This window comes from Winogradskyella sp., from assembly GCF_003712105.1.
GTDB lineage: Bacteria > Bacteroidota > Bacteroidia > Flavobacteriales > Flavobacteriaceae > Winogradskyella.
Map to the genome: position 1 here is coordinate 1 of NZ_RHLG01000009.1, position 13,439 is coordinate 13,439.

General features: G+C 32.9%; 15 protein-coding genes. 3 read left to right on the forward strand and 12 right to left on the reverse strand.

Annotated features, from left to right (window positions below; genetic code table 11):
* The 7 genes from ED556_RS14385 to ED556_RS14415 form a co-directional block, all read right to left on the reverse strand.
* On the reverse strand, positions 1-1,537 hold a 1,537-nt coding region (locus tag ED556_RS14385), incomplete at its 3' end, for a DNA repair protein RecN (RefSeq protein WP_296325456.1).
* 74 nt (positions 1,538-1,611) lie between these two features.
* The gene (locus ED556_RS14390; RefSeq protein WP_296325458.1) at positions 1,612-2,499 is read right to left on the reverse strand and encodes a DUF4835 family protein; all 888 of its coding nucleotides are present in this window, start codon (positions 2,497-2,499) and stop codon (positions 1,612-1,614) included.
* A complete protein-coding gene (gene coaBC, locus ED556_RS14395) occupies positions 2,492-3,703 on the reverse strand; it encodes a bifunctional phosphopantothenoylcysteine decarboxylase/phosphopantothenate--cysteine ligase CoaBC (RefSeq protein ID WP_296325461.1) in 1,212 nt (403 codons plus the stop codon). Before coaBC ends, ED556_RS14390 begins: the two co-directional genes overlap by 8 nt.
* Positions 3,704-3,710: 7 nt before the next feature.
* Complete coding sequence (locus ED556_RS14400; protein ID WP_296325465.1) at positions 3,711-4,037, reverse strand: DNA-directed RNA polymerase subunit omega; 327 nt, start codon at positions 4,035-4,037, stop codon at positions 3,711-3,713.
* Positions 4,038-4,048: 11 nt separating this feature from the next.
* Positions 4,049-4,855 (reverse strand): outer membrane protein assembly factor BamD, encoded by an 807-nt coding sequence (gene bamD / locus ED556_RS14405; RefSeq protein ID WP_296325468.1) that lies wholly within the window; start codon positions 4,853-4,855, stop codon positions 4,049-4,051.
* 108 nt (positions 4,856-4,963) lie between these two features.
* A complete protein-coding gene (gene dapA / locus ED556_RS14410; RefSeq protein WP_296325470.1) occupies positions 4,964-5,848 on the reverse strand; it encodes a 4-hydroxy-tetrahydrodipicolinate synthase in 885 nt (294 codons plus the stop codon).
* A 1-nt stretch (position 5,849) separates the two neighbouring features.
* Complete coding sequence (locus tag ED556_RS14415; RefSeq protein WP_296325473.1) at positions 5,850-6,368, reverse strand: hypothetical protein; 519 nt, start codon at positions 6,366-6,368, stop codon at positions 5,850-5,852.
* Between the two features lie 73 nt (positions 6,369-6,441).
* On the opposite strand from ED556_RS14415, the gene ED556_RS14420 reads away from it, so the two are divergent.
* Positions 6,442-7,200 carry a 5'-nucleotidase C-terminal domain-containing protein gene (locus ED556_RS14420; protein WP_296325475.1) on the forward strand — a complete coding sequence of 253 codons (759 nt, stop codon included), beginning with the start codon at positions 6,442-6,444 and terminating at the stop codon, positions 7,198-7,200.
* A gap of 6 nt (positions 7,201-7,206) precedes the next feature.
* A complete protein-coding gene (locus ED556_RS14425) occupies positions 7,207-8,124 on the forward strand; it encodes a metallophosphoesterase (RefSeq protein ID WP_296325478.1) in 918 nt (305 codons plus the stop codon).
* 6 nt (positions 8,125-8,130) lie between these two features.
* On the opposite strand, the gene ED556_RS14430 is transcribed toward ED556_RS14425, so the two are convergent.
* The 5 genes from ED556_RS14430 to ED556_RS14450 form a co-directional block, all read right to left on the reverse strand.
* Entirely contained in the window at positions 8,131-8,832 is a 702-nt protein-coding gene (locus ED556_RS14430) for a hypothetical protein (protein ID WP_296325481.1), read from the reverse strand.
* 129 nt (positions 8,833-8,961) lie between these two features.
* Positions 8,962-10,962: an NAD-dependent DNA ligase LigA gene (gene ligA, locus ED556_RS14435; protein WP_296325483.1), complete on the reverse strand. Its 2,001-nt coding sequence runs from the start codon at positions 10,960-10,962 to the stop codon at positions 8,962-8,964.
* A gap of 12 nt (positions 10,963-10,974) precedes the next feature.
* Positions 10,975-11,556, reverse strand: coding sequence for a TIGR00730 family Rossman fold protein (locus ED556_RS14440; RefSeq protein WP_296325486.1), 582 nt, complete (start codon positions 11,554-11,556; stop codon positions 10,975-10,977).
* 1 nt (position 11,557) lies between these two features.
* Positions 11,558-12,424, reverse strand: a complete 867-nt coding sequence (prmC, locus tag ED556_RS14445; protein WP_366663759.1) for a peptide chain release factor N(5)-glutamine methyltransferase — start codon at positions 12,422-12,424, stop codon at positions 11,558-11,560.
* Positions 12,425-12,426: 2 nt separating this feature from the next.
* Complete coding sequence (locus tag ED556_RS14450; protein ID WP_296325489.1) at positions 12,427-12,918, reverse strand: GNAT family N-acetyltransferase; 492 nt, start codon at positions 12,916-12,918, stop codon at positions 12,427-12,429.
* 34 nt (positions 12,919-12,952) lie between these two features.
* Here ED556_RS14450 and ED556_RS14455 point away from each other — a divergent pair, with 34 nt between their 5' ends.
* A complete protein-coding gene (locus tag ED556_RS14455) occupies positions 12,953-13,438 on the forward strand; it encodes an LEA type 2 family protein (RefSeq protein ID WP_296325493.1) in 486 nt (161 codons plus the stop codon).
* The last annotated feature ends 1 nt before the right edge of the window (position 13,439 follow it).

Genomic DNA, 13,439 nt, shown 5'->3' on the forward strand with positions numbered 1-13,439 from the left:
GAGTTGTACCATCGACATCTGTTTTGTAAACTTTATAGTGCGAATTACCCTTGGATGCAACTTGAGGTAGATGCGTGATTGCAAACACTTGCATATTTTTACTCATTGTTTTCATAATATCTCCCATCTTATTTGATATCTCTCCGGAAACACCGGTATCAATTTCATCAAACATTATAGTCGGCAACTTCACATAATTAGATAATATGCATTTAATTGCCAACATTATACGAGATAATTCTCCTCCAGAAGCTGTTTTTTTAAGTGTGTTAAACTGACTGCCTTTATTAGCTGCAAATAAAAACTGAAGTTGATCTTTTCCACTAGTTGTAAATTCTTCCAATTCTATACATTGAACGTCCAACTTGGCATTAGGCATGCCCAACTCTGAAAGAAGTTGTTCTAAATGAGATATAAACTCTGGTATTACCGCTACTCTATTAGCTCTTATAGTAATTGCTTTAGCATTGAGTTGACTCTTGAGGCCTTCAATTTTTAATTTAATTTCTGAAATATCTGTATCTAAATTTTCGGATGTGCTCACTTTTATTTCTAATTCATTTTTTAGTTGAATTAGCTCAGAAACATCTATTACGGAATGCTTTTGTAATAAAGTATTGATTACTTGGAGTTTACCATTAACGCGTTCTAACTCTAATGGATCACTTGATAGGTTTTCTTCTAGATTGGACAATTCTGATACTATGTCATCAAGCTCTATAGATGTACTTATTACGCGTGCTTCAATAGACTTATAGTCCTTGCCAAAATCACTAATATTGGACAGTTGTCTTTTAATCTCATTAAGCTTATCCAATACACCCATTTCCTCTGAATTAAGTAATGATCTTGAATAATTCAGGGCTTCATTTATGGCTTCAACATTACTCAATTGCTCATAGCTAGCTTCAAGCTCTTCTAATTCACCAACTTTGAGTTGAGCTTCTGTAAGTTCGTTAAGTAAAAACACATTATAATCGTACTCTTTTTTAGCGTTTATTAATGATGCTTCTAGTTCTGACAATTGATATAATAGTGATTTGTACTGCTTTAATTGGCTTCTATATCCATTTAATATTTCATCATTATTTGCTAGTGCATCTATTACTTTTAACTGAAATGAATCATTAGTAAGCTCTAAGGTTTGATGCTGAGAATGTATATCTAAAATATAAGCACTTAAATTTGATAAACTTTCGAGATTTACAGGTGTGTCATTCACAAATGCTCTAGATTTACCTGAAGGTAATATCTCTCTACGTACTATGGTTTGCGTATCATAGTCTAAATCTTCATCTTTAAAAACAGTCTTTAAATCGTAGTTAGCTATATCAAACACCGCTTCAATAACACATTTCTTAGACTTGTTATTTATTTGACTCAAGTCAGCTCTTTTACCAAGAGCCAAAGATAATCCTCCAAGGAGTATTGACTTACCTGCACCGGTCTCTCCTGTAATAGCAGACAATCCATTATTGAATGAGATTTCTAACTCATCAATTAAAGCATAGTTTTTAATTTTTAAAGAGGTCAGCAATACAGAAGACTTTAATAGAATACAAAATTACATTTTTGTGTTCTGTAAATTATAAAAATCTAATTTTAATTAAGTTAGAATTTTATCTTATTCCACTTTGAAGCATGAATCGGTGCGACTTTATTAAGGACATTGATAGTTTCAGCGACATTGACGCTAGGTCCGCCACTAAATATTTTCTGAATTTCATTCGCTTTTGAGTCGAAGAAGACACGCATTAAAAATGAGTTTGGTCTTCTAGAATGCATTTGTTGTAAGTCTCTTATAGATGCCGCAATTACTCCTTTGCTATTCTTTGCATTTTTGTGCATTAAGTCCAAACCATCTCTATGGTATTTGTAGAGTGTGGACCTAAATTCTTTGTATGTAGGTGATAAAATGTTATCAATTAAAGCAAAACGTGATTGCAATCCATCTTCTAATTTCCAACCAGGAGCATTTCCTTGCTGAGAATAGTTAGCAATTGTCTGTGCTTGCCTGTAGTATTCATTACCTCCATTGGGTGCAAAAGTATCTGCATCCATGCCCAACATCATAAAAACATGAAAAGTAAGAACAGAAATTAGATTAGACTCATATTGGTTTTTATTGAATACTAAATTTTGAAACTCGATATATTGAAAAACAAACTCTTTATCATTAAAGGTGTATACAGGTGTATTATATGTAGAGCCATATACTGGTCTTGAAGCTTGGACCTGCAAGGTAGCGGAAAACGCATCGTTATTGTAATTTTGCACATTAATAACCATACTGCAATCTATGCGTTCTTGAACCTTAAACTCTTTATTTGTCCATTGGGTATTATTTATAAATTCTGTTAATTGACGCTCCAGTGTCTTAAATACTACATTATTATCATTACCTGTTTGTTGGGCAATTACAGTAACTGTACAGTTAAGCTCCTGAGCCATAGCGACTACTGGAAGAAACAGAAAAAGGACGACATATAACTTACGCATGTATTTGCTTTAAAATTTGTTGAATTAAATCTTCGGCAACTTGTGACTTAGATTTAAGTTTATTATCAATAATCTCGTTAGATTTTGTTATAAATGTAACTTTATTTGTGGATACTCCAAAACCTGCACCTTCATCTTTTAAGGAGTTAAGGACTATTAAATCTAAATTTTTGGACTTTAATTTTCCTTTGGCATGCTCGAGCTCATTATTAGTTTCTAATGCAAAACCAACTAAAAATTGATTCCTTTTTTGCTCACCAAGAGATTTTAAAATATCCTTTGTTTTTTCTAACTCTATAGTAAACGATGCATCTTTCTTTTTTATTTTCTTATCCGCAACTTGTTTTGGTCTATAATCCGCAACTGCAGCTGAAAGAATTGCGATATCGATATATTGATAATGTTTATGCACCTCATCGTACATATCTTGAGCACTAACAACTGGAAAAACTGAAATTTGATTATGGTCTACTTTCTGATGCGTTGGCCCAGAGATTAAAACTACCTCGGCGCCATTATTTGCAGCAGCTTTAGCAATCTCAAAACCCATTTTACCACTGGAGTGATTTCCTATAAATCTTACAGGGTCTAGCGCTTCATAAGTTGGTCCTGCAGTAATTAAAACCTTTTTTCCTTTTAAAGGAAGTTTATCTAAAATATTGGCTTCAATAAAAGCAACAATAGCTTCTGGTTCTGCCATGCGACCTTCACCAACAAGACCACTTGCTAACTCACCACTAGTAGCAGGAATCATTGTATTTCCATACGATTGAAGCTTGTCAAATGATGTTTTTGTGGATTCGTGTTTATACATATCCAAATCCATTGCTGGTGCAAAATAAACAGGACATTTTGCAGACAAATAGGTTGCCAATAGTAGGTTATCGCAAGTACCATTTGCCATTTTTGACATGGTGTTTGCTGTAGCTGGAGCAATAACAAACAAATCTGCCCATAAGCCAAGCTCTACATGATTGTTCCACATCGCATTGTCATCTTCATCATTTGTAAAGGACGAATGCACTGGGTTTTTAGAAAGTGTAGAAAGTGTAAGTGGTGTAATAAAATCCTTAGAAGCAGGTGTCATTATGACTTGGACATTGGCACCTGCTTTTATGAATTGCCTTACCAGATGCGCTGTTTTGTAGGCTGCAATTCCAGCGGTAACACCTAGTAAAATATTTTTGTCTTTAAGAATAGACATTTAAAGGTTATTCCTGAGTATCCTCAGTATTTCTGTGATATATCTTATCCTCTAACCACTCTTTTACGGCTAAAGCGTGTGGCTTAGGTAATTTTTCATAGAACTTAGAAACTTCAATTTGTTCTTTGTTTTCAAAAATTTCTTCTAAACTGTCATTGTAAGTGGCAAACTCCTCTAACTTGTCTATAAGCTCACGTCTTATATCGGTATTAATTTGTTCTGCGCGTTTTGCAATAACGGAAATAGCTTCATAAATGTTTCCAGTTGGCTCATCAATCTCGTTTCTGTTATAAGTTAACGTTGTAACTGGTGCATCGGTTTTCTTTAAATCCATCTTTATTGTGATTAACTTTTTGTATCTGTATCTGTTAAATTTTTCTCTCTTTCCAACTCTTCTTTTAGACGATTTGCTTCATCTAAATATTTGGTGTTCGGGTATGCACTTACTAGTGCTCTATAGTCTGCTAATGCTATATTAATACGATCTTGCTTAAGTTCTTTAATACTTAATATAGCAAGATTATATTCTGAATTAAATCTATAATATAGGGCATCTTCCTTTAAGCTAGTGCCTGGAAAATCTAGTAAAAAATTATTGAACGATTTAATCGAAGCCTTGTAGTCGTAAATTCTATTATACTGTTTAGCAATTTCAAAAGCCTTTTTCTCAAGCTTATAATCTAACTCTTTCACTAATACATTTACTTCTTGTAAATATTTAGAATCAGGATATGAGTTGATAAATAATTGCAGTTTCTCGATAGCTTTTACTGTTTCCTCTTTTTCTTTCGAATAAATGGGAGATTCTTCATAGTAGCTTTTTGCTGACAAAAATGCTGCTTCTTCAACTTTTTCACTATTTGGGTAAGAGTTCACAAATTGCTCGAATCTGTAGGCTGACAAGTAGTATTGCTCTAACTGAAAAAAGCAATCAGCATGCATAAACATGAGCTTTTCTGCTTGTGGTTTACCTCTGTACTTAGGCACTATTTGCTCAAATAGTCTGTTGGCCTTTTTGTACTTTTTAGCGTCATATAATTCTGTACCTAATTCAAACTTCAAAGCAGTATCTTCAGATTTCATTGCCTTCTGAAAATCATTACATGAGTTAAATACAATTAACAATACTAATATAGAAAGTGCTTTTTTCATAAACTTAAAACAGTGTGCAAAAGTATGCATTAATAACGGATTTTAAAAACAAAAATTTTGCTCTAAAATACAGGCTTATAACTACGAAATAAGGACTTTAAAAGAAGTTTAACGTTTACCTAACCGTTGAAGTTCATTATTAATAGCATTTTTTAAATCTAAAGATGCTTCAACTAGTGGTAATCTGACATACGAATTACTGATTCCTAAGCTGTTAAGAACAGCTTTAATTCCTGCAGGATTGTTCTCTGAAAAGATTTGACCAGTAATTGTCATTAGATCATAATGTGTTTTATAGGCTACTTTTGCATTACCTGCAATTCCTTGTCTTATCATTTCGGAAAATTCTTTTGGTAACGCTTGACCAATTACAGATATAACTCCCGATCCTCCAGCCAATGCAACAGATAAAGCCAAGTCGTCATCACCAGATATCACATGAAAACCTTCTGGTTTGTCTTTAATCAGTTCTAAATATTGTGCAACATTATTACCTGCTTCTTTAACTGCGATTATATTTTCAAATTCTCTGGCGAGTCTTAATGTTGTTTCAGGAAGCATATTTTTTGAAGTACGTCCAGGTACATTGTACAAAATTATTGGTTTTGGAGAAGCTGTGGCAATGGCTTTAAAATGCTGATATAATCCTTCTTGAGTTGGTTTACTGTAGTAAGGTGAAACTGATAAAATGGCATCAATACTAGTTAAATCTGTAGCATTTATTTCTTCAATAATAGATTGCGTATTATTGCCACCTATACCTAACACCAAAGGCAAACGTCCATTATTAACCTTTGTAATATGAGCAGTAATAGCTTTCTTTTCTTCGGCATTAATTGTAACGCTCTCACCAGTTGTGCCACTAATTACCAGATACTCAATGCCATTAGATATATTATATTCTACTAACGTGCTTAGTGCATCATAATCAACAGATAAATCTTCTTTAAAAGGTGTTATAAGTGCCACACCTGTACCAACAAATTTGCTCATATTATAATTTATTTAATATGGTTAAGTATTTTTTAAGTTCGGTCGTAAAGACTTCAAAATTATTAGGGTTCACTTCTATTATTAAATCATACAAGCGTTCATCTTCATTAGAGATGCCTACTTTAAAATTTGACTTCGACATCGCCGCAATTTGAATTAATTCTATGTCATTTGCTAAAAAATAACATATTAACACATCAAAGTTTGTTTTTGTAAAATTCTCTAACTCTATATTTTTTAGTTTACCTCGCCATCCAAAATCAGAACTTCTATATATATTATCCCATGTGTTATGCTGGGTTTCTTTTGAATCTGAAAATGCAAAAAAACTGAGTTTAGAACTTAATATCCCTATAGAATTAAAGAACTTTTCTATTACTTCATAGTCTTTAAACTCAGATTCGTTTAAAAGTACACCTACAGAATTAATCGTTTCGTTGCTAATAACACCTTCACGGTTCATTAGCATTTTGTTAATATATTTTTGATTTGATTTTTCTTTAAATGCCTTTAAAATCATTTATATTTAGACTTTGTGCAAATTTAACAAAAGTGCCTACACTTTATAGTTAAGAAATCATAAGTTAGTTAAAATGAAAAGCAGACTTATACTAATATTAACAACTATATTATTTATAACTAGTTGTAAACAAGACCATTCTATTAACAAAATTGTTGGTAAAAGAAATTCCATTACCGATAGCTTACAAACCAATAAAGACATTGAAGCTTTTATAAAGCCCTATCGCCAAAGTGTAAATAGGGATTTAGACAGCGTAATTGCTTACTCTGTAAATACGATTGCTAAAACTGATGGAGAGTTGAATACTGCAATTGGTAACTTTATGGCTGATGCCGTTTTGGAAATGGCGAATCCTGTCTTTAATAAAAGGACAACTAAAGACATCGACATGGTTATATTGAATCATGGTGGTATTCGTTCTATCATTTCTGAAGGAAATATTACTAGTAGAACTGCGTATGAAGTTATGCCTTTTGATAACTCTGTTGTTGTAACTACGATGAAGGGGCAACAAGTTAAAGATATGTTAGACTTTTTAGCTACAAAAAAGAGAGCACATCCAATCTCAAACCTTAAACTTACCCTAAATAATGATTATAGCATTAATAGTGCATTAATTGCCGGTGTCGAAATTGATTACAGTAAAACCTATCATGTGGCCACTAACGATTATCTATACAATGGTGGAAGCAGAATGCACTTTTTAAAAACCAAGGATACACTCTATGATTTAGATTATAAGATCAGAAATCTATTAATAGATTATTTTAAAAAGATTGACACCTTAAAGCCAACTATTGACGATAGATTTATTAGACTAAAAGATTAACAACCTATGAACCGTAGAAAATTTTTACAACAAACTACTGCAGCCGGAGCGCTTGTTGGTCTTGGCGGATTAACATTATCTTCATTTAAGCACGATAACATCCTAAAAAGAATAACCATTTTACATACCAACGACGTGCATAGCCATATTGATCCCTTTAGTGCTAGTGATGGTAGAAATGCAAATAAAGGTGGTGTAGCTAGAAGAGCAACATTAATTGAGTCTATTCGAAAAGAAAATCCAAATACGCTACTACTAGATGCTGGTGATATTTTTCAAGGTACACCGTATTTTAATTATTATGGTGGCGAATTAGAGTTTAAGCTTATGAGTATGCTTAAATACGATTTAGCAACAATAGGAAATCATGATTTTGATAATGGAATTGACGGTTTATATGCCCAACTTCCAAATGCAAAGTTTGATTTTGTGTCTGCTAACTATGATTTTAAAAACACTGTTTTAGATACTCATGTTAAGCCCTATAAGACCTTTAATAAAAACGGAATTAAGATCGGTGTTTTTGGCTTAGGTATTGAACTTGAAGGCCTTGTAGGTAAAAAGCTTTATAAGGAGACCGTGTACAATAATCCTATAGAAATTGCACAAGACATGTCTCGCATCTTAAAAGAAGAACAAAAGTGTGATTTAATTATATGCTTATCGCACTTAGGCTACTATTATAAAAATAACCCTGAAATAGTTTCGGATTTAGTTTTAGCCAGACAGACCAAAGATATAGACTTAATTATTGGTGGTCATACCCATACTTTTTTACCAAAACCTACAATAGAGAAAAACAGTAAAGGTGAAAATGTATTGGTTAACCAAGTCGGTTGTTATGGACTTTATTTAGGTCAGATCGATTTCTATTTCAGCCCTAACGAAGAGAAAAAGGCCAAAGGGACAACTATTATAGTCTAGTTATAATTAATTGTTTGGTAGCAAATTAAAATCTTCAACTCTCTCATGTTTAAGCTTTGATTGAAGGTAAAGAAACAGAAAGGCAAGCACTAAAAACACTGAATATATAGCTGCTAAATGCACCATGTCTTCAACATAATAATATGCCAACTGAATCATTTCCGAAAAGAAAATAAACATGGTCGCTATAAAAAATAGCATTGCTTTATTATCATCTTTGTGCATATAGTTGATTAAGGCAATAGAAACCAACGCCATAACAACTACATTGTACAAAAATTCAGTAACATATTCAGAAGTACTTAATTGATTTTGAGCTGTTTCAGTAATTAAAGTAACGCAGAACACACCAAGAATTGCGAGTATAGCAATTGTTACTGGGAATCGTTTAATAATATCCTTAAAATTCATAGTAATTGTACAACGCAATATCAAAAACACATATGCAAGCATGTATAAAAAATTACCCACATAATAATTATAATCAATAGAATCAGTAGTCAAAGTGACAAAATTAGCACCTAAAGATATGATTTCCGAAATCGTAAACGTTATTAAAAAATATAAAAGATATGGTCGTCTACTGAGTTTGCCTCTTATATATAAAAACGTGAACAGTAATAGTAATACTGTACTAGCAATATCAGCATAAAATACCAGTTGTTGAACCTCGAGAATTATAAAAGCAACACTCAAAATTACTAACACAATTTTTAGTAATTTGTTGATTATCATATTCATTAATCATTAAATAGCTAGGGCAAACATACAATATTTTTTGTAATTAAACGAATATAATTGCATTTTAACGATAAAAAATAAAAAATAGTAAGAAAATTAAGACTTAGCTACCATAGCTAAGAAATCCGACTCACTTATTATAGGAATATTAAGATTTTCTGCTTTTGTGCGTTTACTTGGTCCCATCTTATCTCCAGCGATGAGAAAACTTGTTTTAGATGATATTGAAGAAGATACTTTTCCGCCGTTATCTTCAATTAATTTTTTAAGCTCAGTTCTTGAAACGGTTTCAAAAACTCCAGACACAACAAAAGAATTTCCGTTTAGCACTTCTGTCTGGTTAGCTAATTTCTCGGCGGAAATCTCTAATTGAACCCCAAAATCTTTTAGTCTATTTACAATGTCAATGTTTTCCTTAGATGAGAAAAACTCAACAACACTTTCTGCAATTCGCTCACCAATTTCATCAACATTGACCAAATCAATAATAGAAGCAGTCATTAAATTATTAATAGACTTATAGTGCTTGGCTAATTTTTTAGCAACAGTTTCTCCAACATACCGTATACCTAGAGCAAATAATACCCGCTCAAACGAAATTTGTTTAGAAGCCTCAATGCCATTAACCAAGTTCTCTGCACTCTTTTGCGCCATGCGCTCTAAAGGAATTACATCTTCAACCTTAAGGGCATATAAATCTGAATAATCTTTTATTAAATTGGCATTAACCAACAACGCAACTGTTTCTCCACCTAACCCATCAATATCCATTGCCTTTCGGGATATGTAATGTTGAATACGACCTACAACTTGTGGCGGACATGCCTCATAATTAGGACAATAATGTTTAGCCTCTCCTTCTGGCCTAATAAGTCCTGTGCCACATTCCGGACAATGTGTTATATATTTAGTCTTGGTAGAATTCAGAGGACGTTTTAGGAAATCTACTGCAATAATCTTCGGAATAATTTCTCCACCTTTTTCTACAAAAACCTCATCACCTTCTCTAACATCTAGTTTTTCAATTTGATCGGCATTATGAAGCGAAGCACGCTTAACAATTGTACCTGCCAATTGAACTGGCTCTAAATTAGCAACCGGTGTTATTGCACCTGTACGACCTACTTGGTAGGAAATCTCGTTAAGTCGAGTAGATACTTGTTCTGCTTTAAACTTGTATGCCATGGCCCATCGAGGAGCCTTAGCAGTAAAACCTAATTCTTCTTGTTGGTAAAGACTATTAACCTTGATCACAATACCATCAATCTCGTAAGGTAAGTTATGCCGCTGCTTATCCCAATAGTCAACATACTCTAAAATTTCATTAATAGTATTTACAAGCTGAGCTTCTTTAGGCACTTTAAACCCCCAATCTCTAGCTTTTTGCAACCCTTCAAACTGAGTTGTAATATTTAGATTATTACCCTTTATACTATATAAAAGACACTCTAAAGGACGTTTAGCAACCTCAGAGCTATCTTGCAGTTTCAAACTTCCAGAAGCTGTATTTCTTGGATTTCTGTATGGTTCTTCTCCATTAGCAAGACGTTCTTCATTCATTGTATTAAATCCGTCAATCGGTAATATAATCTCACCACGAATATCAAAGCGTTCCGGAAAATCACCTTTAAGCTGCAAAGGTACGGAGTTAATAGTCTTTACATTTGTAGTCACCTCATCACCTTGTACACCATCACCTCTAGTCACTGCTCGTATAAGTTTACCATTCTCATACGTAAGATTCATTGAAGCACCATCATACTTTAACTCACAAGTGTATTGAATATCGCCATCTACTAATTTTTTTATACGCTTTTCCCAGTCTAGAAGATCTTCTTTAGAGTATGAATTATCTAAAGAGTACATTCTAAAATCATGCACAACAGTTTCAAAATTCTTAGTAATTGCACCGCCAACACGTTGCGACGGAGAATTAGCATCATAAAACTCAGGGTGTTGCGCCTCAAGCGCTTGAAGCTCTTTTAACTTCATATCAAATTCATAATCCGAAATTGTTGGATGATCAAGAACATAGTAGCTATGATTGTGTTGGCGAAGTTCATCACGAAGTGCTTCTATTTTTTGTTGTGTAGTCATTTATTATATATACTAAAGTCCGTCTTTATTTAACCACTTAGGCTTTGGAAGTGGCACATAATTAGTCATTTTTTCTAACAAACCTTCAATTGTGCTATCAATAACAACAGCATCTAGATTTTCTTGCTTTAAAAATCCGTTTTCAACCATAACATTACATTGCTGTATTAAAGCATCATAATACCCATTAGTATTTAAAATACCTATAGGTTTTGAGTGCAATCCGAGCTGTCCCCAGGTGGTAATTTCAAAAAATTCATCCATGGTCCCAAAACCTCCTGGAATAATTATAAAACCATCACTTTTATCGTACATGATTATTTTTCTATCATGCATATTCTTGGTTACAATAAGTTCAGTTAAATTGGCATTTACAATCTCCTTTGTTTTAAGGAATTCAGGAATAACACCAATAGTTTTGCCATTGCCATTAATTACTGCTCTCGCTACAGTTCCCATAATTCCTATTCGAGCTGCACCATATACAAGTGTGATGTCGCGTTCTACGAATAGTTTCCCTAAATGCTTAGATTGCTCTATAATAGTTTCACTATTGCCTAAGCTACTTCCGCAAAAAACTGCTATACGCTTCATACTATTTCTTTATGGCTTTTAGCATTCTATCGTTTCCGTTTAAATCCTTTCGTAATTCAATATCAGTCAAGTCAGATTCTGTTAATAAATCCTTAGTTTCTTCACCAAGATACTGATTGATTTCAAAATAGAGATGTCCATTTTGCTTCAACTTATTAACAGCAAAACGGGTGATTGATTTATAAAACAGAAGTGGGTCGTTGTCGTCAACAAATAAGGCTAAATGTGGCTCATAATCTAGTACGTTTGCCTTAATCTCTTCTTTCTCTAAATGTCTAACATATGGCGGATTCGAAACAATAATATCGAACTCATAATCTTTAAAATCCAAACTAAAGGATTTTGCATTCAAAATATCCGCTTCTATATATTGTATATCTACACTGTTAAGTTTTGCATTATTTTTAGCAATTTCTAAAGCATCCGTTGAGACATCTAAAGCAAAGACTTCAGCATTAGGTAAATGTTTTGCCAAACTTATTGCAATACAGCCAGATCCTGTACCTATATCTAATATTCTAAATTTTGAATTATGGGATTTATATTCTGAGATTATCCAATCCACCAGCTCTTCGGTTTCTTGTCTCGGAATTAAGACATTCTTATTGACTTTAAATTTAAGGCCATAAAATTCTGTTTCTCCAAAAATATATTGAATAGGTTTGTCGTCTTTTAATTCATCTAAAAGGCTAAAGAAAGTATCTAACTCTTTTTTGGAAACGGTATATTCTGAATCTAATGCAAGTTGAATTCTAGGAACATTTAAATAATGTTCCATGGACAAAAAGAAAAAAGACTCTACTTCTTCTTTTCCATACTGCGCATTTAACTCGTTATGAAATATTTGTTTTAAGTCTGAAGCCTTCAATATTATAAATCTTTAAGCATCCAAACAGAGCATGAATAATGACCTGTATCTCCCATTGGTTGATCTATGGATTCAAAACCAACTTTTCGGTATAATTTTCGGGCATCATCCATATAAGGCATTGTTTCCAGGTAGCATTTATCAAAGCCTACTTGTTGCGCATAATCTAAACATTTATCCATCATCTTAGTACCAAGTCCTTTGCCTCTTGCTTCTGGCATAAAATACATTTTCTGTAACTCACAGATATTACCTTCATAATTATCTAAAGGTGAAATGCCTGCGCCACCAAGAATTTCATCTCCTTTTGCAACGACATAATAGATTTTCCTTTCTACATCATAAGTTTCAAACATGCAATCTAATGCTTTGTCTTCATAGGCTGTACCTACCTTTGGCACACCCATTTCAATTAAAACGGCTCGAATGGCTATGGCAATTTTAGCATTGTCTTTAAGCTGTATTTCTCGAATAACAATAGTATCTTTATCCACCAAAATAGTATTTAGCTAATTGTAATTTTAAAGCATGAAGATAATCATTAATTATCTGGATATATCGAAAAAAATAGCACTGATTTTTTTATTTTTTCCACTGTTTTTCAACTGTACGGTTAAAGAAAAACCAGAGTTTTTGGGTGTAGATAATATTAAGGTGTTGGATTCGAATATAAAGACCATAACACTTAGCGCAGATGCGTTATTTGAAAACCCTAATAATGTTGGTGGAACTCTAAAAACAGATGACTTAAAAGTCTATATTAATGATAGTGAAATTGCCCAGTTTGAGACCGAAGCCTTTAATGTGCCGTCTAAATCTAGTTTTACAATTCCGCTTACTGTGGCTATTTCTACGGATAGTATTATAGATAAAAAAAGTATTGGTGGATTATTGGGAAGTCTCATTTCTCAACAATTAAAAATTCAGTACAAAGGCACTATAGATTATAATATTCTTGGCTATTCTTCAGAATATGAAGTAGACAAAACGCAAACAGTAAAAATTAAATTATAAG